The 20,440-nt window shown below is 63.0% G+C and carries 17 protein-coding genes and 1 tRNA gene; 13 read left to right on the plus strand and 5 right to left on the minus strand.

Annotated features, from left to right (window positions below; all coding sequences use genetic code 11):
* Nucleotides 1-21: 21 nt before the first annotated feature.
* Nucleotides 22-483, plus strand: coding sequence for a response regulator (locus NJ69_RS09235; protein ID WP_029613330.1), 462 nt, complete (start codon nucleotides 22-24; stop codon nucleotides 481-483).
* An 11-nt stretch (nucleotides 484-494) separates the two neighbouring features.
* Entirely contained in the window at nucleotides 495-2,879 is a 2,385-nt protein-coding gene (locus tag NJ69_RS09240; RefSeq protein ID WP_039578327.1) for a response regulator, read from the plus strand.
* Nucleotides 2,880-2,979: 100 nt separating this feature from the next.
* On the opposite strand, the gene NJ69_RS09245 is transcribed toward NJ69_RS09240, so the two are convergent.
* Nucleotides 2,980-3,054 (minus strand) — tRNA-Gln (locus NJ69_RS09245).
* Nucleotides 3,055-3,342: 288 nt separating this feature from the next.
* On the opposite strand from NJ69_RS09245, the gene NJ69_RS09250 reads away from it, so the two are divergent.
* Nucleotides 3,343-3,585, plus strand: coding sequence for a hypothetical protein (locus NJ69_RS09250; RefSeq protein ID WP_039578330.1), 243 nt, complete (start codon nucleotides 3,343-3,345; stop codon nucleotides 3,583-3,585).
* Between the two features lie 109 nt (nucleotides 3,586-3,694).
* The gene (zapE, locus tag NJ69_RS09255) at nucleotides 3,695-4,768 is read left to right on the plus strand and encodes a cell division protein ZapE (protein ID WP_039578333.1); all 1,074 of its coding nucleotides are present in this window, start codon (nucleotides 3,695-3,697) and stop codon (nucleotides 4,766-4,768) included.
* A 2-nt stretch (nucleotides 4,769-4,770) separates the two neighbouring features.
* On the opposite strand, the gene NJ69_RS09260 is transcribed toward zapE, so the two are convergent.
* Nucleotides 4,771-6,660 carry a propionyl-CoA synthetase gene (locus tag NJ69_RS09260; protein WP_039578335.1) on the minus strand — a complete coding sequence of 630 codons (1,890 nt, stop codon included), beginning with the start codon at nucleotides 6,658-6,660 and terminating at the stop codon, nucleotides 4,771-4,773.
* A 159-nt stretch (nucleotides 6,661-6,819) separates the two neighbouring features.
* Between NJ69_RS09260 and NJ69_RS09265 the strand changes: the two genes are divergently transcribed.
* Nucleotides 6,820-8,109 (plus strand): leucine-rich repeat-containing protein kinase family protein, encoded by a 1,290-nt coding sequence (locus NJ69_RS09265; RefSeq protein ID WP_039578338.1) that lies wholly within the window; start codon nucleotides 6,820-6,822, stop codon nucleotides 8,107-8,109.
* Here NJ69_RS09265 and NJ69_RS09270 read toward each other — a convergent pair.
* Nucleotides 8,082-9,212: an HPP family protein gene (locus NJ69_RS09270; RefSeq protein ID WP_039578341.1), complete on the minus strand. Its 1,131-nt coding sequence runs from the start codon at nucleotides 9,210-9,212 to the stop codon at nucleotides 8,082-8,084. The genes NJ69_RS09265 and NJ69_RS09270 overlap by 28 nt on opposite strands.
* A 356-nt stretch (nucleotides 9,213-9,568) precedes the next feature.
* Between NJ69_RS09270 and gcvA the strand changes: the two genes are divergently transcribed.
* Nucleotides 9,569-10,465 carry a transcriptional regulator GcvA gene (gene gcvA / locus NJ69_RS09275; RefSeq protein ID WP_039578343.1) on the plus strand — a complete coding sequence of 299 codons (897 nt, stop codon included), beginning with the start codon at nucleotides 9,569-9,571 and terminating at the stop codon, nucleotides 10,463-10,465.
* A gap of 125 nt (nucleotides 10,466-10,590) precedes the next feature.
* Complete coding sequence (locus NJ69_RS09280; RefSeq protein ID WP_039578346.1) at nucleotides 10,591-11,841, plus strand: 2-aminoadipate transaminase; 1,251 nt, start codon at nucleotides 10,591-10,593, stop codon at nucleotides 11,839-11,841.
* Nucleotides 11,842-11,844: 3 nt separating this feature from the next.
* On the opposite strand, the gene NJ69_RS09285 is transcribed toward NJ69_RS09280, so the two are convergent.
* Nucleotides 11,845-12,147, minus strand: coding sequence for a hypothetical protein (locus tag NJ69_RS09285; RefSeq protein ID WP_039578349.1), 303 nt, complete (start codon nucleotides 12,145-12,147; stop codon nucleotides 11,845-11,847).
* A 156-nt stretch (nucleotides 12,148-12,303) separates the two neighbouring features.
* Between NJ69_RS09285 and NJ69_RS09290 the strand changes: the two genes are divergently transcribed.
* Nucleotides 12,304-12,732, plus strand: a complete 429-nt coding sequence (locus tag NJ69_RS09290; RefSeq protein ID WP_039578352.1) for a hypothetical protein — start codon at nucleotides 12,304-12,306, stop codon at nucleotides 12,730-12,732.
* A gap of 21 nt (nucleotides 12,733-12,753) precedes the next feature.
* On the opposite strand, the gene NJ69_RS09295 is transcribed toward NJ69_RS09290, so the two are convergent.
* Nucleotides 12,754-14,196: a SulP family inorganic anion transporter gene (locus NJ69_RS09295; RefSeq protein WP_039578355.1), complete on the minus strand. Its 1,443-nt coding sequence runs from the start codon at nucleotides 14,194-14,196 to the stop codon at nucleotides 12,754-12,756.
* Nucleotides 14,197-14,408: 212 nt separating this feature from the next.
* Between NJ69_RS09295 and NJ69_RS09300 the strand changes: the two genes are divergently transcribed.
* From NJ69_RS09300 to nuoC, 5 genes are all read left to right on the plus strand, one after another.
* The gene (locus tag NJ69_RS09300; RefSeq protein WP_039578358.1) at nucleotides 14,409-15,143 is read left to right on the plus strand and encodes a secretin N-terminal domain-containing protein; all 735 of its coding nucleotides are present in this window, start codon (nucleotides 14,409-14,411) and stop codon (nucleotides 15,141-15,143) included.
* Nucleotides 15,144-15,409: 266 nt separating this feature from the next.
* Nucleotides 15,410-16,735, plus strand: coding sequence for an isocitrate lyase (gene aceA / locus NJ69_RS09310; RefSeq protein ID WP_039578362.1), 1,326 nt, complete (start codon nucleotides 15,410-15,412; stop codon nucleotides 16,733-16,735).
* Between the two features lie 742 nt (nucleotides 16,736-17,477).
* Nucleotides 17,478-17,891 (plus strand): NADH-quinone oxidoreductase subunit A, encoded by a 414-nt coding sequence (locus NJ69_RS09315; protein WP_029614112.1) that lies wholly within the window; start codon nucleotides 17,478-17,480, stop codon nucleotides 17,889-17,891.
* 10 nt (nucleotides 17,892-17,901) lie between these two features.
* Nucleotides 17,902-18,579, plus strand: coding sequence for a NuoB/complex I 20 kDa subunit family protein (locus NJ69_RS09320; RefSeq protein ID WP_029614113.1), 678 nt, complete (start codon nucleotides 17,902-17,904; stop codon nucleotides 18,577-18,579).
* Nucleotides 18,580-18,658: 79 nt separating this feature from the next.
* Entirely contained in the window at nucleotides 18,659-20,440 is a 1,782-nt protein-coding gene (gene nuoC, locus NJ69_RS09325) for an NADH-quinone oxidoreductase subunit C/D (protein WP_029614114.1), read from the plus strand.

The following is a 20,440-nucleotide window of genomic DNA, read 5'->3' on the forward strand; positions in this document are numbered from 1 at the left end:
CCTGAGGTAACCTGACACATCATGCTCAAACCGATCTTGCTGGTCGAAGACAACCCCCGTGACCTGGAGCTGACCCTCCTGGCCCTGGAACGCAGCCAGTTGGCCAACGAAGTCATCGTGCTGCGCGATGGCGCAGACGCCCTCGATTATCTGCTACGCCGCAACGCCTATGCCGACCGCGACGACGGCAACCCTGCCGTCATGCTTTTGGACCTGAAATTGCCGAAGGTCGACGGACTTGAAGTGCTCAAGGAAGTGCGCGATACGCCAGAACTGCGCAGCATCCCCACGGTGATGCTGACCTCCTCGCGCGAGGAGCCCGATCTGCTGCGTGCTTATGAACTCGGCGTCAACGCCTATGTGGTCAAGCCGGTGGAATTCAAGGAGTTCGTCGCCGCCATCTCCGACCTGGGGATTTTCTGGGCCGTACTCAACGAACCCCCACCCGGCTCGCTGCGTCTGAATCGCCGCAGCAGCAACTGAAGGCGTCCTTGATGCAGCCCACCGCATTGAACCTGCTGATGGTCGAAGACAGCTCCATGGATGCCGAGCTGAGCTTGATGCGCTTGGAGCGCAGCGGTTTTCATGTCAAGGCGCAGGTGGTATTCGATCACGCTGGGGTCGAAAAAGCCCTGCGCGAGGGCAACTTTGACCTGATCCTCTGCGATTGCGTGTTGCCCGGGTCTTCCGGCACCGACGTACTGGCCATCGCCCAGCACCTGGCGCCGGACGTGCCTTTCATCTTCCTGTCCGGCATCTATGGCGAAGAACACGCGGTGGAGATGATCCGCCTTGGCGCCACCGACTACGTGCTCAAGAAGAACCTGCCGTTGCTGCCCAAGGCTGTGCGACGGGCGCTGGCCGAAGTCCAGGAGCGTCAGCGCAGACGCCGTGCCGAGGAAGCGCTGGCCGATGTCGAGGCCCGCGCGCGCATCGCCATCGACGCCGCCGGCATGGGCACCTGGGACTACCGCCCCGCTGACGACCTGCTGCTGTGGGACGACCGCTGCAAGGCTTTGTTCGGCTTGCCCATCGACACCGAGATGAGCCTGGAGACCTTCTACGCCGGCATCCACCCCGAGGACGTGGCCTTCGTAAAGCAGGCCGTCATGCAATCGATGCAGCCTGACAGCGATGGTCACTACCGCGCCGAGTTTCGCAGCATTGCCCCCGGCAGGCCCGAGCCTCATTGGCTGCTGTCCACCGGGCAGACGCAATTCGTCGACGGTCGCTGCGTGCGCTTCTCCGGCGTGCTACAGGACATCCACACACAGCGCCAGGCCACCCAAGCGCTCAAGCAACTCAACGAAATGCTCGGCGAGCGCGTGGAGCGACGCACCCGCGAACGCGACCGCGCCTGGGAACTGTCGCAGGACTTGCTCGCGGTACTCAATAAAGACCTCACACCGGTGGCGCTGAACCCGGCCTGGGAGGCCGTGCTGGGCATCAGCCGCGAACGCCTGAGTCAGACCTCGCTGCTGCACCTGCTGCCCGAGCACGAACAAGAGGCTTTCCTGGAAGAACTCGCCGCCCTCGCCCACGGCCGCACCAGCGCCCGTTTCGTCGGCCGGATCCAGCACGCGGGCGGCCAGCAACGCTGGCTGTCCTGGGTCGTGGTACCCGAAGATACCCTGCTCTATGTGGTGGCCCGCGATATCACCAGCGAGCGCGAGTCTGCCCTCGGCCTGGCCGAAGCCAACAGTCGCCTGCGCGACCAGATTCTCGAACGCGAGCGTATCGAGGCGGCGCTGCAGCAGATGCAACGCCTGGAGGCCGTCGGCCAACTGACCGCTGGCGTGGCGCACGACTTCAACAACTTGCTGACGGTGATCCTCACAGGCGCCAGTTTCGTCGAGCGCGACCTGAACAAAGGCGACTTGGAGAAGGCGCGCAGCCGCCTGAAACACGTGCGCGAAGCCGGTGAGCGGGGTGCCAAGCTCACCTCGCAGTTGCTGTCCTTCTCCCGCCGCCAACGTCTCGAGCCCGTGCCGCTGAACATGAACCGCACGCTGGGCGGCCTCGAGGAATTGCTGCGCCGTACCTTGGGCGGCAACATCTCGGTGCGGCTGGATCTGGACGACAGCCTGTGGCAGGCGATGACCGACCCGACCCAGACCGAGATGATCATCCTGAACCTGGCAATCAACGCCCGCGATGCCATGCCGGCCGGTGGTCAGCTGACCCTGACGACGCGCAACACGCGGGTCGAGAGCCGCGCGCAGCGTCCCGAAGATCCCGAGCCAGGCGATTACGTGATGCTGTCGATCCGCGATACGGGTTGCGGCATGAGCGAGGACGTGGTGGCACGGGTATTCGAACCCTTCTTCACCACCAAGGACATCGGCAAGGGCTCCGGACTGGGCCTGGCCCAGGTGTTCGGCTTCGCCAAGCAGTCCGGGGGTGGCGTGCGCATCGAGACCACGCCCGAGGTCGGCACGCGGGTCAGTGTGTATCTGCCAGCGGTCAAGCAGATCGAGACGAGCGAGCCACAAACCACTGGTACACCCCAGACCAGTTCGTTCAACGGTCATGACCGCGTGGTCCTGCTGGTGGACGACGATCATCTGGTGCGCGACATGCTCGGCGATGTGCTGCGTCTGTACGGCTACCAAGTGCGTCAGGCGCACAGTGGCGAGCAGGCCCTGGCACTGCTCGATGAACAGATCGACCTGCTGCTGACCGACTTTGCCATGCCCGAATTCAATGGCGCGCAGTTGGCCGCGGCCGCGCGTGAGCGCTACCCACAGTTACCCGTGGTTTTTCTCACCGGCTACGCTGAACTGGAGGGTCTCGAACTGCCCGGCAGCCTGGTGATGCAAAAGCCTGTGCAAGCCGAGGAACTGACACGCGCCTTGAACGAATTGCTGGCAAACGGCTGAAGCATGAGACGGCGCGCTTCGGCGCGTCAGGCTTTTCGAGCGGAAACGAAAAATCCCCAGACCGAAGCTTCGGCTGGAGAACTTTAAATCTGGAAGGAAATGGCAGGGGCGGCTGGATTCGAACCAACGCATGGCAGGATCAAAACCTGCTGCCTTACCGCTTGGCGACGCCCCTGTAGAGAATTCACTGACAGCTGCGAGTGCTGCTGTGCTGGAATGGGCCGAACTTTACCAACAAAATTTGTCTCTGGGAAGCCCCAGCGTAAAAAAAATTGTCGGAAAACAGCAAGTTACTGGTCAGACAAGCGCACGACGTGCATTTTGTCGACCCTCCCAGCGTCTGCGCCTGACTCAGCAATCGTTTACACAACCATCCGTCGCTTTTTTACCGCTTCGCTTCAACACAATGGTCGCCGCTGATTCCAAGCAATTAACCCCACTTGCGCACCACAAGGACAGCGCCATGCCAGTCTCACACGATCTGTATCAGGACCTGCACTACCCACGCGAAATCGTTCAGCAACGCCGCCAGCATGACAAAGACCTCGACCGTCTGCTTGACGACTACACGGACATCGACAACCAGGTGCTGGCCGCCGAAGCCATTTCGGCCGGCAACTTCGAGGACGACGATCTGCGCCGTCTCAAGGAGCGCCGCCTGAGCATCAAGTTCATGATCGAGCGTCAGTTGGAACGTAAAGCCTGAACGAAGCGTGTCATCCCGTCATGCGATAGGTCCCACGCCCATTTGCGACTGGTCAAACGACGCAGGCTCGCGCAAGCTGCGTCTGCACCCGCCTCTTGGAGCCGTCACATTGCCTGCCTGGATGCCCACTGCGCTGCGTCAACTGGCTCAGCGCCCGCAAACATCCGATACCGATCGGACCCTGATCTCGCACTTCACGTCTTTGGCCCAGGCTCGCGGTTATCGTCTAAACGATAGCCAACGCCAGGTCATCGACTGCATGGCCACTGAGCTTGCCGCACTGCCCCACGGCAAGGCTCGCAGCCTCTACCTGCATGGTTCGGTAGGCCGCGGCAAGAGCTGGCTCCTCGATGGCTTCTATCAAGCGGTGCCTGTCGCGGCCAAGAAGCGCCTGCATTTCCACGATTTCTTCGCTCGGCTGCACCAAGGCATGCATGAGCACCGCAGCCAGCCCGACGCCCTCGCGGCCACCCTCAACGCGCTGCTGGGCGAGTGCCAGGTGCTGTGCTTCGATGAATTCCACGTCCACGATATCGGCGACGCAATGCTGCTCACCCGGCTATTCGGCGCTCTGTTCGAGCGCGGCGTGTTCCTGCTGCTCACCTCCAACTACGCGCCGGAAGGCTTGCTGCCAAACCCGCTGTACCATCAACGCTTCGAGCCGGTGATTCGCTTGATCAACGCGCGCATGCAGGTGCTGGAAGTGGGCGGCGATACCGACTTTCGCACATTGCCGGCCAACCGCCAGCAGCAGCGCTTCACCCAGGGGCGATTCGTCTGGCCTGCTGAAGCTGCGCAGCGCCAGGCCCTGGCACTGCCCGAGGTGCAGCCGCAGCTCCTGGAGGTCAACCGGCGTCCGCTGCGCGCCCTGTATAGCCAAGACCGACAGGTGATGTTCGCCTTCGACGATTTGTGCGAGCAGCCTACGGCGGTGATCGACTACCTGGCCCTGGCTGAGCGTTTCGATGACTGGATCATCGACGGACTGGACGATCTGTCGAACTGTTCGCTCGCCGCACAGCAGCGTTTCATCAACCTGATCGATGTCTTGTACGACCAGGACAAGCGCCTGCAGGTGCTGGCCAAGCACAGCCTCGACCAAAGCCTGGGCGGCGCGATCGCCGACCTGATGCGCACCCGCAGCCGCCTGGGTCAATTGCAGCAGACCGGCCCACTCACCTAGACTCATCCCGCCCGAGGCAAACCCGCCAGCACCTGTTCGATTTCACCCAGCACCGCCACATCGTCCAGCGTCGACGGTGGCACGTAGTCCTGGCCATCGGCGATCTTGCGCAACACAGCCCGCAGGATCTTGCCCGAGCGGGTCTTGGGCAGGCGCTTGACCACACGCACGCGCTGGAAGCACGCCAACGCACCGATCTGCTCGCGTACGCTGGCCACCAGTTCGGCCTGGACCTGCTGCTCACCGATGCCCTGCCCGTCCTTGAGCACCACCAGTGCCAGCGGCACCTGCCCTTTGATCTCGTCGTGCACGCCAATCACGGCACACTCGGCGACGGCTGGATGCTGCGCCACCAGATCCTCCATCTCACCGGTGGACAAGCGATGGCCGGAGACGTTGATCACGTCATCGGTGCGACCCATGATGTAGACGAAACCCTCGTCGTCCAGATAACCGCCATCACCGGTGTGGTAATAGCCGGGGTAGCGCTGCAGGTATGCCTGCACGTAGCGCGAATGGTCGCCCCATAACGTCTGACTGCAGCCTGGCGGCAACGGCAGGGCGATGACGATGGCGCCTTGCTGGTTCGCCGCCACGGGGCGTCCTTCGTCGTCCAGCACCTGCACGTGGTAGCCCGGCACCGCACGATTGCTCGACCCCGGGCGCGCTGCACTGCCTTCCAGGCCTACGCAGGGCGCGGTCACCGGCCAGCCCGTCTCGGTCTGCCACCAGTGATCGTGCACCGGCTTGCCCGTGACCCCCTCGAGCCACTCATGCGTAGCCGAGTCGAGTTTCTCCCCAGCCAGGAACAGCTGGCGCAGCGAACTCAGGTCGTGACTGCGGACCCCCTCGCCGTGCGGGTCCTCCTTGCGGATCGCGCGCATGGCCGTGGGCGCGCAGAACAGCCCATTGACCCGGTACTGTTCGACAATCCGCCAATAGGCCGCCGCGTCCGGCGTGCGAATCGGCTTCCCTTCGTACAGCACCGTGGTGCACCCGCACATCAGCGGGCCATAGACGATCAGCGAATGCCCGACCACCCAGCCGACATCGGAAATGCCCCACCACACATCGCCCGCCTGCATGCCGTAGACATGGCGCATGGCGTAGCACAGCGCGACCGCATTGCCGCCGTTCTCGCGCACGATGCCTTTGGGTTTTCCGGTGGTGCCGGAGGTGTACATGATGTACAGCGGATCACCGGCGTCCAGCACCACCGGTGCTACCGATTGCGCGCCAGCGACGGCTGCCTCCCAATCAAGGTCGCGACCAGGCTCAAGCGCGGCCGTGGCCTGAGGTCGCTGCAACACCACCACGTGCCGAGGTTGATGCCGGGCCAGCAGCAAGGCCCGATCGACCAGCGGCTTGTATTCGATCACCCGATCGAACTCCAGGCCGCAGGAGGCGGTGAGCACCAGCGCTGGACGTGCATCATCGATGCGCAGGGCCAGTTCATTGGCGGCGAACCCGCCGAACACCACTGAATGCACCGCACCGATCCGCGCGCAGGCGAGCATGGCCATGGCCGCCTGCGGCACCATGGGCATGTAGATGATCACGCCATCGCCTTTGCCCACCCCCAGCTCACACAGCAGTCCTGCCAGACGCGCCACCTCATCGCGCAACTGGGAGTATGTGAAGCGCTGGGTGACACCCGTCACGGGCGAGTCGTAGATCAACGCCACCTGCTCGCCGCGTCCCAACTCGATCTGTCGATCCAACGCCAGATAGCTGCTGTTCAAGCGGCCGTCGGCGAACCAGCGCTGAGTGCCGTCGGCATTGGTTTGCAAGGTGACGCTGGGCGTGCGGTACCAGGCGAGCGAATCGGCCTGGGCCTGCCAGAAGCGGGCGGGGTCGGCAATGGACTGGGCATAGCTGTGCTGATAGGTCATTGGTTCGCAACCCGTTACTTGTTGTTATCGAAGGGCCAGCCTTGAGTATGGCCCGCCGCGGCCGAGGCGCAATCGGACTTGGCTCGCAACCCTTGTGCAGATTTGCAATGCCCCGGTCGGGCACTAGAATGGCCGTCCAACGCCTCATAGACGCCCCGCATGCACAGCCTCGAAGACCTCAAAGCCGGCCGCCTTCACGGCCTTACCCGCCTGGACCTGTGCCAGGGCCTGAGCGAATTCCCCCGGGAAATCTTCGCACTGGCCGACACCCTCGAAGTCCTCAACCTCACCGGCAACGCCCTGCACGACCTGCCCGAGGACTTGCACCGGCTGACTCGGCTGAGGGTACTGTTCTGCTCGGAAAACCGTTTCGAGCACGTGCCCCGCGCTGTCGGTCGCTGCGAGCGCCTGGAGACGGTGGGCTTCAAGAGCAACCGTATCCACCAGCTCGACGCACACGCCTTGCCCGCCAGCCTGCGCGCGCTGGTGCTGACTGATAACCGGCTGGAACGCCTTCCCGAGGCATTGGGCGACTGCTCGCAACTGCAGAAACTCATGCTGGCCGGCAACCGCCTGACCGCCCTGCCCGATAGCCTGGCGCGCTGCGAACGACTGGAGCTGCTGCGCATCGCCAGCAACCGCCTCACCGCCCTGCCCGACTGGCTGCTGCGCATGCCCCGTCTGGCTTGGCTGGCCTACGCCGACAACCCGCTGCCTCAAGCACTGCGCGCACCGGCGGTGCAGGCGAGCTGCCCGCGCATCCACTGGGCACACATCGCATTAGGCAAGGAGCTCGGGCGCGGCGCCTCAGGCCTGATCCACCTGGCCCATCGGCATGCGCATCCAGACCCGGTCGCGGTGAAGCTCTACAAAGGCGAAATCACCAGCGACGGCTCGCCGCTGGCCGAAATGATTGCCTGCCTGGCCGCAGGCGATCATCGTCAGTTGGTGCGAGTGATCGGGCGCATCGACGATCATCCACTGCAACGCCCAGCGCTGGTGATGCAGTTGATCGACCCCAACTGGTTCAATCTCGCAGGCCCTCCGAGCCTGGGCAGTTGCACCCGCGACAGCTATCCCGACGCGCGGCGACTGGCGCTACCCGCCGCGCGCCGTCTGCTCGCCGGCATCGCCTCGGTATCTGCGCACCTGCATGCGCGTGGGATCAACCACGGCGACCTGTACGCCCACAACATCCTCTGCGACACCGAAGGTGATTGCCTGCTCGGCGACTTCGGCGCCGCCTCGTTCCATCCGCCTAGCACGGACACCGAAACGGCAGCCGTCGAGCGGCTCGAAGTACGGGCCTTCGGTATTCTGATCGAAGAATTGCTCGACGGCTGCGACCAGGACGACACATCGCTGCGCAGCCTGGCGCAGCGCTGCCAACAGGCCGATGTCAGCGCTCGGCCAGGCTTTGCTCAGCTCGTGCAATGGCTGAGCAGATGACGCCTGAGCCCGGCGATCAAGTCGGTCTGGGTGATGACCCCGGCTAGCCTGTGCTCATCGAGCACCAGCAGACAGTGAACGCCGTGCTCGCTGAGCAGGGGCAGCAAGCCTTCCAGCGGATGGTCGCTGCCGACGCTGACAAGCCGCTGGCTCATCACTTGAGCCACGCGTAGCGGCCGGCGACCGAACATCCCGCGCCAACCCAGGCGTCCACGCGCCATGACCGCTGACAGCAGATCGCCCAGCTCGACCACGCCTACCACCTGATCGCCTTCGCGCACAGGCAGCGTCTTCAAATGATGCTGAGCCATCAATGCGCATGCCTGCTCCAGCGTGGTCTCGGGCGCTGCGACCTGCACGTCCCGCGACATGACCGAGGCCGCGGTGAAGCCGCCGACCGTACGCCGCAACGCGCGCTGTTCGGTGGCCCGGATGATGCGTTCGAGCTCATCAGGGGTGACGTCGACGAACTCGCCGAGGTCTTCCAGGGCCTGATCAAGATCGGCCCGGCTGATACCGACGCGCTCGGCAGGCGCCGGATCATGGGTGTGATGCAGGTCTTTGAGCGGCGCCGCAGCTCTGGGATAGCGCACGCCGGTCAGACGGTTGTAAAGCACGGCCACGATCACCAGGATCACGGCGTTGAGCATCACCGGCTCGAGCAGATGATCGCCCAGTGACACCAACCCCGGATCGGCCAGCACCGCACTGACGGCCACCCCGCCCCCCGGCGGATGCAGACAGCGCAGCGGGCACATCAATAGCAGCGACACGCCCAGCGCCAGTGCGGCAACCCACAATTGCCCGCCCAGGGCCTCGCGCAGCAGTAGCCCAAGCAGCGCAGCCACGGCATAACTGCCTAACACTGGCCATGGCTGGGCCAAGGGGCCGGAGTGCACAGCGAACACCAGTACTGCCGAAGCCGCCAGTGGCCCCAGCAGGTGCAGGGCGATAGAGGGGCCGTATGCCAGGCTGCACAGCCAGCCGGCCAGGAACAGCGCCACCAGTGCGCCGACGCCAGCGCGCAGCCACTGGCCGGGCGGAATGTTCAAGGACGCTGGCAACAGGTGACGCAGACGACGTTCAGCAGGCGGGACAGACATGGGCGCGAACAGGTTCCTGAGGGTTAAGCAAGGGAGCGCGCCCAGCCAACGAGCGTAAGCCGGCCGCAGATTCGAAGGTGGGCCATTCTGCCGCTTGGCATGCAGCACGACCACCGCAAAAACGTGAGCCAGGGCCACAGTTTTTTTGATCTGTTAATGCTCGGAGCTTCCTATCGCCAAGCAAGGGCTGAATCGATCGGTCCAGCACGCCTGAGTTTTCCCTTTCACGACAATGAGTTGTAATCCTTGATCGACGTCAGTATTACTTGAGTGACGCCCGCCGACAAACGCGGTTTTCGACGCACTTGATTCCACCTCGGAATGAACTTCACCTCACCCCACTGGAAATGCCCGTCATGTCCAAACGCCTGATGCCCTCCACCACCGCCCTGCAGTGCTTTGAAGCGGCAGCCCGCCACCTGAGTTTCACCCGCGCGGCACAGGAGCTTCACCTCACCCAGAGCGCGGTGAGCAAGCAGGTGGCGCAGCTCGAGGACATGCTCTGTCACCCGCTGTTCCAGCGCATCCGCCGGCGCCTGCACCTGACGCCCGCCGGGGCGCTGTACCTCACCGAAGTGAACAAGATCCTCACCCAGATCGACATGTCCAGCCGCTACATCCTCAGCTACGGCGACGAGACCGAGGTGCTACGCATCGCCACCCAACCCACCTTTGGCGCGCGCTGGCTGGTACCGCACCTCAAAGGCTTCGGCGAACGCTACCCACGCATTCACCTGGATGTGCGCAACGAACTGGAGCCGTTCGATCTGGTGCAGGCCAAGGCTGACATCGCGTTTTTCTTCGGCCAGGGCACCTGGCCGGGCGCGACCTGTCTGGAGCTGTTCAGCGAGGAAGTGGTGCCGGTGTGCGCCCCAACGCTGCTGCACAGTCACCGCTTCGACAGCGCCCAGTCACTGACCGAGCACCGTCTGCTGCAATGCGCCTCACGCCCGGAGGCCTGGCACGAATGGTTCCTGGGTCTGGGCCTGGAGAGTCAGAACAGCTATCACGGCCCGCGCTTCGACACCTTCTACCTGTGCATCCGCGCCGCCATCGCCGGCTGCGGCATCGCGCTGATTCCGCGTTACCTGGTGGCCGAAGAACTGCAAGAAGGCAAGCTGGTGGTGCCTTGGGATCATCCGCTGCCCAGCAACGGCCGACACTTCATGGCCCATGCCGAACACGCTGCCGAAGTGCCCAAGGTCAGGGCCTTCGTGGCGTGGATTCAGGAGCGCGTGGCAGCAGGGGCTTGACCGCCGCGAACCACACATCATCGGGGTCAGGAATTGAGGGAATGACCCCAATCGAATAATTCGTTTGCCCGGCGTGGCCCGTCACGCTTGGATAACGCGACATTCGAACAAGGTTACGCGTGCCCATGAATCAGGACAGTATCAGCCAGTCCATCGCCATCGTTCACCCCATCACCCTCTCTCACGGCCGCAACGCCGAAGTGTGGGATACCGACGGCAAGCGCTACATCGATTTCGTCGGCGGAATCGGCGTGCTCAACCTGGGTCACTGCAATCCGGCGGTGGTCGAAGCGATCCAGGCCCAGGCTGCCCGCCTGACCCATTACGCGTTCAACGCCGCGCCCCATGCCCCGTACCTGGCGTTGATGGAACGCTTGAGTACGTTCGTTCCACTCAGCTATCCGCTGGCCGGCATGCTCACCAACAGCGGTGCCGAGGCGGCCGAGAACGCTTTGAAGGTCGCCCGCGGCGCGACCGGCAAACGCGCGGTGATTGCCTTCGACGGCGGCTTCCATGGTCGCACCCTGGCCACCCTGAACCTGAACGGCAAAGTGGCGCCCTACAAGCAGCGAGTCGGCGAGCTGCCCGGCCCCGTCTACCACCTGCCTTATCCTAGCGCCGATACCGGCGTCACCTGTGACCAGGCGCTCGCTGCGCTGGAGCGCCTGTTCAGCGTGGAAATTGCCGTCGAAGACGTGGCGGCATTCATCTTCGAACCCGTTCAGGGCGAAGGCGGCTTTCTCTCCCTCGACCCAGCGTTCGCCCAGGCCCTGCGCCGGCTGTGCGACAGCCATGGCATCCTGCTGATCGCCGACGAGATCCAGTCGGGATTCGGCCGCACCGGACAGCGCTTCGACTTCCCTCGCCTAGGCATAGAGCCGGATCTGCTGTTGCTGGCCAAGAGCATCGCCGGCGGCATGCCACTGGGCGCCGTGGTGGGTCGCCGCGAACTGCTCGGCGCCTTGCCCAAGGGCGGGCTGGGCGGCACCTACTCAGGCAATCCAATGGCCTGCGCGGCGGCACTGGCCAGCTTGGAGCAGATGAGCGACACGAACCTGGCCACGTGGGGTGAACGACAGGCCCAGGCCATCGCGCAGCGCCACCAACGCTGGCAGCAGGTCGGGCTGTGTCGGTACCTGGGACGACTGACTGGCGTCGGTGCCATGCGCGGCGTCGAACTGGTCAATCAGGACGGCAGTCCGGCGCCCGCGCAATTGGCCCAAGTGCTGGAACGCGCAAGGGCGCGCGGCTTGCTATTGATGCCCAGCGGCAAGGCCCGCCACATCATTCGCCTGCTGGCCCCGCTGACCATCGAGCCACACGTGCTCGAACAGGGCCTGACGATTCTCGAACAGTGCCTGGCGGAACTGGACTGAGGCTTAAAGACCCAGTTCCTGCGGCGTGAGCATGTCCGATTCGAACGCGATCCAGCCGCCTTCGAGTTCGGCATGGCCGTTGACGATGGGGCCGTAGTACACTAGGCCGTTCTCCAGCGTGACGCAGATGTGCGTGGCGGACTTCTCGGGTGCGGCCAGGGTGCCGACGAAATGCACTTTCTTGAGGGTTTCGGTCACTGCCTCCAGGCCGACACGCATGCCGGGATGCTCCGAAGCCTCGGCGTCTCCGCCTCGATCTTCAGCGCTGATGGTCACGGTGGCGATGTACGGATACTGGGTGCTCAAGCGCGAGTCCTCGGGGTGCGAGTGAAGGGGCGCGTAGAGTACGGCAGGCGCTCGCCCTTGTCTCTAGCCAACCGACGGGCCAAGCGGGAGATGATCTGCAGGGCCCGATCTGTTAGGGTGCCCCGCGATGCACGCCCCACCAGACGAGGACACTCCGTGAGCGCCGAACAACCCCTGATCGCCGACCTGTTCGAGGTCGACAAACGCTTGACCCTCAAACCTGTCGTGGACTTCAACGCCTACCTGCGCAACGTCTTCGCTGACGGCCCTTGCCGCTGCCATCGCTGCCTCGAACTGAACGGCGACGAAAGCGGCTTCAGTCACCGTCACACCTTCACCTTCGACGATCGGACGGTGCACCGCCGCTTCGCCAACAGCGCGGGCAGCGACATACTGCAGATGCTGAAGAAGGCTTGGCTGTCGTACACCAAGAATGAGCTGCCACTGGCCGGTCAGCTCGACCTGGACACCGTACGCACCTTCACCGACGCCGCCCTGCATGCGCGCCTGCTGGCCCTGCTGCCGGCCAGCGGTCTGGCCCGCGAGGTCGAAGGTGCCTGGATGCTGCAGGCCCAGGTCGACTGAAGCGCCTGCAGCCTATCCCATTCAGTGCTGCTCGCCCGCTCGCTTGAGCAGCTTCTTGCAGCGATCGGACAAGTGCACCACTCGCAGGTGCTTGCCCGCCTTGGCATAACGCTCGCGCAAGGTCTGCAAGGCGGCGATCGCCGAATAGTCGACGAAGCTCAGGTGCTTGCAGTCCAGCGTGACGTTGGCCGGATCCTGGGCGGGGTCGAACTGATTGAGAAACGGCGTGGTCGAGGCGAAGAACAGCGTGCCGTGCACCTGGTAGCGCTTGCCGCCTTCGCCATCCTCATGGCTGTCGGCATACAGCTCGCGGGCATGCTGCCAGGCGAAGTTGATCGCCGCGATGACGATACCGAACATCACGGCCATGGCCAGGTCGGTAAGCACCGTCACCACCGTCACCGCGACGATCGCCAGCACGTCGCTCAGCGGCACCTTGTGCAACACCCGCAGGGAGGCCCAGGCGAAGGTCTGCTGGGCGACCACGAACATCACGCCCACCAGCGCGGCCAGCGGAATTCGCTCGATCAGCGGCGACAGGAACAGCACGAACAATAGGATCATCACCCCTGCCACCACACCAGAGAGCCGTCCGCGCCCGCTGGAACTGAGGTTGATCACCGTCTGACCGATCATCGCGCAGCCGCCCATGCCGCCGCACAGCCCCGAGACCATGTTGGCTGCGCCCAATGCCACGCATTCTCGGTCGGGAAAGCCACGACTCTCGGTGATTTCGTCGGTAAGGTTGAGGGTCAGCAGGGTTTCCAGCAGGCCCACCATGGCCATCAGCACGGCATAGGGCGCGATGATCTTCAGCGTCTCCAGGCTCCAGGGCACATCCGGCCAGGCCAGTTGCGGCAGACCACCGGCGATGCGCGCCATGTCGCCGAGGGTGCGGGTCGGCAGTTCGAACAGGTAGACCAGCAGTCCCACCCCGAGGATCGCCACCAGTGCTGGCGGCACCGCGCGGGTGAGTTTCGGCAGCAGGTAGACCACCAGCATGGTCAAGGCCACCAGTGCGACCATCAGGTACAGCGACAGGCCGTTGAGCCACTGCTCGCCGTCCTTGAAGTGCTCGAGCTGGGCCATGGCGATGACGATCGCCAGACCGTTGACGAAACCGAGCATGACCGGATACGGCACCAGGCGCACCAGCTTGCCCAGGCGCAACACGCCAAACAGGATCATCACCACCCCGCCCAGCAGTACGGTCGCCAACAGGTACTGGGCACCGTGCTGCACCACCAGGGCGACGATCACCACCGCCATCGACCCGGCAGCGCCTGAGATCATGCCTGGACGCCCGCCGAACAACGCGGTCAGCGTACAGATGATGAACGCGCCATACAGGCCCATGAGCGGGTTCAAGTGCGCCACCAAGGCGAAGGCAATGCACTCCGGCACCAGGGCGAACGAGGTGGTCAGGCCGGCGAGCACGTCGGCGCGAAGTCGAGCAGGTTTCATGACAATCCTGTGAGAGGTCTGCTCAGAGCCAAGCCACAAGGCCTCACTGGAGCAGGAACGAAAGGAAGGGGCGCGATGTTACGGAATTTGTCAGGCAGCGGCCACCGTGGTTCCCGTCCAGGTGACCTTGCTTTCATATCGCTGTGATCCAGACCCGGCACGATCCAGGCAAATTTGCCATCATGTGTGTTCCATCTGTGGAGACCATCCCCATGCCGCTACGCCCCCTCGTCGCCGCCCTGCTGCTGGCGGCCAGCCTCAGCGCCAGCGCCGCCACCGAAGTGCTGCCCCTGCAGCACCGCAGCAGCGCCGAACTGCTGCCCACCGCCCAGTCGTTTTTGGGCAAGGACGGCACGGTGAGCGCCTTCGAAGACAAGCTGATCGTCAACGCCAGCCCCGAGCGCATCGATGATCTGCGCAGCCTGCTGCAACAACTCGACACCGCGCCCAGGCGCCTGCTGATCAGCGTCGACAATGACGACAGCAACTACCAGGACACCCGCGGCAACGCGCGGATCATCCAGTACGGCACCCGCAACCGCGAAGGCGGACTGCAGCAGATCCAGGCCAGCGAAGGCCAGCCTGCCTTGATCCAGACGGGCAAGAGCATCCCCGTCACCAGCACCTCCAGCGACGGCTATGGTCGTGTGCAGAGCGACACCCGCTACCGCAATGTGACCCAGGGCTTCTATGTCACGCCCAGCGTGACGGGTGAAACGGTTCGTCTGCAAATCAGCACCAATAACGATCGAATGAGCCAGGAACGTCCGGATGTAGTGAATGTGCAGAGCACCGACACGACGGTCACCGGCAAGCTGGGCCAATGGATCGATCTGGCGGGGTACAACCAGCAGAGTGACGCCAACACCGCGCCTTCCACCCTCACCTACAGCACCCAACGCGGCGAAAACATGACCCTTCGGGTAAAAGTCGATCTTGTGGACTGATCCCACGTCGTTCGAGGCCTCGACCAAAGGCCTGAAAAGTGACTATGGAGTCGTATTAGACCAAAGATGTAGTGCCAACAGAAAACCACTACAAAACGTTTGACAGGGTAATTTCGCCAGGGGCATGATGGCCCCGCTCCCGCTGATCAGGGGCCCTGAGAAGGGCCTTGCCGCGCGCTTTCGCTGCTTTGACATCCGCCCCCTGACTGCGCGCCCGGAGCATCAGCACACTTACCTTCAAGATCGATGCGACGAGGTTTATTTCCATGGCACTGACACGCGAACAGCAAATTGCAGCCCTCGAGAAAGACTGGGCCGAGAACCCGCGCTGGAAAGGCGTGACCCGTACCTATACCGCCGCCGATGTCGTTCGCCTACGCGGCTCCCTGCAGCCGGAACATACGCTGGCTCGCCTGGGCGCCGAAAAACTGTGGAAGCTGGTCACCCAAGGGGCCCACCCGTCCTTCCGCCCAGAAAAAGATTTCGTCAACTGCATGGGCGCCCTCACCGGCGGCCAGGCCGTGCAGCAGGTAAAAGCCGGCATCCAGGCCATCTACCTGTCGGGCTGGCAGGTGGCTGCCGACAACAACTCCGCTGAGTCCATGTACCCTGACCAATCGCTGTACCCGGTCGACTCGGTACCGACCGTGGTCAAGCGCATCAACAACGCGTTCCGCCGTGCCGACCAGATCCAGTGGAAAGCCGGCAAGAATCCAGGCGACGAAGGCTACATCGATTACTTCGCGCCGATCGTGGCCGACGCCGAAGCCGGTTTCGGCGGCGTGCTGAATGCCTACGAGCTGATGAAGAACATGATCGAGGCAGGCGCCGCTGGCGTTCACTTCGAAGACCAGCTGGCCTCGGTGAAAAAATGCGGCCACATGGGCGGCAAAGTATTGGTGCCTACCCAGGAAGCTGTTCAAAAGCTGGTGGCTGCGCGCCTGGCTGCCGACGTATCGGGCGTACCCACCATCATCCTGGCCCGCACAGACGCCAACGCTGCCGACCTGCTGACCAGCGACTGCGACCCGTACGATCAGCCTTTCGTCATTGGCGAACGCACCCGCGAAGGCTTCTACAAGGTGCGCGCCGGTCTCGACCAGGCCATCGCCCGCGGCCTGGCCTATGCGCCGTACGCCGATCTGATCTGGTGTGAAACCGCAAAACCGGATCTGGACGAAGCACGCCGCTTCGCCGAAGCGATCAAGAAGGAATACCCGGACCAGATCCTGTCTTACAACTGCTCGCCATCCTTCAACTGGAAGAAGAATCTGGACGACGCCACCATCGCCAAATTCCAGCGCGAGCTGTCGGCCATGGGCTACAAGCACCAGTTCATCACCCTGGCGGGTATTCACAACATGTGGCACGGCATGTTCAATCTGGCGCACGACTACGCCCGCAACGACATGACCGCCTATGTGAAGCTGCAGGAGCAGGAATTCGCCGACGCCAGCAAGGGCTACACCTTCGTGGCGCACCAGCAGGAAGTGGGTACCGGTTACTTCGATGACATGACTACTGTGATTCAGGGTGGGGCGTCGTCGGTAACTGCACTGACCGGCTCTACCGAGGAAGAACAGTTCCACTGACTGTCAATGGCTCGATAGAAGCCCGGCGCTCGCAAAAGCGCCGGGCTTCGTCGTTTTATCTGCCCGCGTCCTCTACAGCAGTCATCGGCAACACTGACAACTTTTCTCCTGGTACCCACATCACCAGGCGAGCCCGCGCCTCTAGCCGGATGCCGAGGCAGAACCCAGAATCAGGTCTATGCTTGGGGCAGCACAGCCAGCAAGGACCGTCTCATGCCTCGTCCAAGCCAACGCGTTGATGCCCGCGCGACCGCCTGCTACCGCCTCTTCAACGAGGCTCTCCGAGCTCATCGCTCCCACGCACCACTATCCTTTGCCAAAACATTGATCCAGCGCGGTACGCGCGCGGCCGGAAACTGCTAGAACGAGAGTTTTTCTCATTTGCAAGTGACATATTTGCGAAGGAGGTCAGTTGCACAACAGAACTGCGAATAAACAGCATCTCAGCTAAATGCTATTAATTATCATTACTGATATCGGGATTCATTACAGCGTCAGGGAAACATAATTAACGAAACGGGTCAGAATCCCCTAAAATCAAGGCCTTCAGCGATTTACGAAAGATTTTTGTTCTTAATCCTACGAATAATTTTGCGCTGGAAATTTTACTTGCTGTGGGTTTACCCATAAAATCAGCGCGATTGATTCAGCTGCGACATTTGGTCACTGCGTCCGCGACACCGCGTCGCCGCTTTACTTATTTCAGACTGCAGAGCTGGGTCTCTGTATAAGGATTTCAAGCATGTCCGATTCGGCAGGACTCATCGCCCATAACTGGGGCTTTGCCATCTTCCTTCTGGGTGTCGTCGGCCTGTGTGCCTTCATGCTCGGCCTGTCCAGCCTGCTCGGGAGCAAGGCTTGGGGTCGCGCCAAGAACGAACCCTTCGAATCCGGCATGCTGCCCGTCGGCAGCGCCCGTCTGCGCCTTTCCGCAAAATTCTATCTGGTCGCGATGCTGTTCGTGATCTTCGATATCGAAGCCCTCTTTCTCTTTGCATGGTCTGTGTCCGTCCGCGAAAGCGGCTGGACCGGATTCGTCGAAGCACTCGTTTTCATAGCAATTCTGTTGGCAGGTCTTGTCTACCTATGGCGCGTCGGAGCTCTTGACTGGGCACCCGAAAGTCGCCGCAAGCGGCAAGCGAAGCTGAAACAATGAGGCTTTGGCAATGCAATACAATCTCACCAGAATCGATCCGGATGCCCCCAACGAGCAATACCCGGTAGGCGATCGGGAAACCGTCACCGACCAACTGCTCGAAGACCAGGTCCACAAGAACATCTATATGGGGAAACTCGAAGATGTGCTGCGTGGCGCGGTCAACTGGGGTCGCAAGAACTCCCTGTGGCCGTACAACTTTGGCCTGTCCTGCTGCTACGTGGAAATGACCACGGCCTTCACGGCGCCCCACGACATCGCCCGCTTCGGCGCCGAAGTCATCCGGGCCTCGCCGCGTCAGGCCGACTTCATGGTCATCGCCGGTACCTGCTTCGTGAAGATGGCGCCGATCATCCAGCGCTTGTACGAGCAGATGCTCGAACCCAAGTGGGTCATCTCCATGGGCTCGTGCGCCAACTCCGGCGGCATGTATGACATCTACTCGGTCGTTCAGGGGGTCGACAAGTTCCTCCCCGTGGACGTCTACGTGCCTGGCTGCCCGCCACGCCCTGAGGCGTTCCTGCAGGGCTTGATGCTGCTGCAGGAGTCGATCGGCCAGGAACGACGCCCGCTTTCCTGGGTAGTGGGTGATCAAGGCATCTACCGTGCCGAGATGCCCGCCCAGAAAGACCTGCGTCGTGAGCAGCGCATTGCCGTCACTAACCTGCGCAGCCCCGACGAAGTCTGATCCAGCGACCTGCCGCCCGCTCCTCGAGGAGCCGGCGGCCTGGCTTCATTCTTAACGCTGACCCAAAGCGACCGAGACCATGACAGCGGACAACGCTATTTTCATTCCGCCCTACAAGGCAGACGACCAGGATGTGGTCGTCGAATTGCACAACCGTTTTGGCGCCGAAGCATTCGTCGCCCAGGAAACCCGCACCGGCATGCCCGTGCTGTGGGTCAAGCGCGCCCAGCTCAAAGAGGTGCTCAGCTTCCTGCGCGGTGTCGCCAAACCGTACAGCATGCTGTACGACCTGCACGGCGTCGACGAACGCCTGCGTACCCAGCGCCGCGGCTTGCCGGCGGCCGATTTCAGCGTGTTCTACCATCTGTTGTCGGTCGAGCGTAACAGCGACGTGATGATCAAGGTGTCGCTGAGCGAAGGTGACCTGAACCTGCCTTCGGTCACCGGCATCTGGCCCAACGCCAACTGGTACGAGCGCGAAGTGTGGGACATGTTCGGCATCGACTTCGCCGGCCACCCACACCTGAGCCGCATCATGATGCCGCCGACCTGGGAAGGTCACCCGCTGCGCAAGGACTACCCTGCCCGCGCCACCGAGTTCGACCCCTACAGCCTGACCCTGGCCAAGCAGCAGCTCGAAGAAGAGTCGGCACGCTTCAATCCAGAGGCCTGGGGCATGAAACGCCAGGGCGCCAACGAGGACTACATGTTCCTCAACCTCGGCCCCAACCACCCTTCGGCCCACGGTGCCTTCCGTATCGTCCTTCAATTGGACGGCGAAGAGATCGTCGACTGTGTGCCGGACATCGGTTACCACCACCGTGGTGCCGAGAAGATGGCCGAGCGCCAGTCCTGGCATAGCTTCATCCCCTACACCGACCGCATCGACTACCTGGGCGGGGTGATGAACAACCTGCCCTACGTACTGGCGGTCGAGAAGCTGGCCGGGATCCAGGTGCCGCAGAAGGTCGACGTGATCCGCATCATGCTCGCCGAGTTCTTCCGCATCACCAGCCACCTGCTGTTCCTGGGTACCTACATCCAGGACGTCGGCGCCATGACTCCGGTGTTCTTCACCTTCACCGACCGCCAGCGCGCCTACACCGTGATCGAAGCGATCACCGGTTTCCGCCTGCACCCGGCCTGGTACCGCATCGGTGGCGTCGCCCACGACCTGCCGCGCGGCTGGGACAAGCTGGTCAAGGACTTCGTCGAATGGCTGCCCAAGCGCCTGGACGAGTACACCAAGGCGGCCCTGCAAAACAGCATCCTCAAGGGCCGGACCATCGGCGTCGCGGCCTACAACACCCAGGAAGCCCTGGCGTGGGGCACCACCGGTGCCGGCCTGCGCTCTACCGGTTGCGACTTCGACCTGCGCAAAGCCCGCCCGTACTCCGGCTACGAGAACTTCGAGTTCGAAGTGCCGCTGGCCCACAACGGCGATGCCTACGATCGCTGCATGGTCCGTGTCGAGGAAATGCGCCAGAGCATCCGCATCATCGACCAGTGCTTGCGCAACATGCCGGAAGGCCCGTACAAGGCGGACCACCCGCTGACCACGCCGCCGCCCAAAGAGCGCACTCTGCAGCACATCGAAACCCTGATCACCCACTTCCTGCAAGTCTCGTGGGGCCCGGTCATGCCGGCCAACGAGTCGTTCCAGATGATCGAGGCGACCAAGGGCATCAACAGTTACTACCTGACGAGCGATGGCGGCACCATGAGCTACCGCACCCGCATCCGTACGCCGAGCTACCCGCACCTGCAGCAGATCCCTTCGGTGATCAAGGGCAGCATGGTCGCCGACCTCATTGCGTACCTGGGCAGTATCGACTTCGTTATGGCTGACGTGGACCGCTAA

The sequence above is a fragment of the Pseudomonas parafulva genome (assembly GCF_000800255.1).
GTDB classification, from domain to species: domain Bacteria; phylum Pseudomonadota; class Gammaproteobacteria; order Pseudomonadales; family Pseudomonadaceae; genus Aquipseudomonas; species Aquipseudomonas boreofloridensis.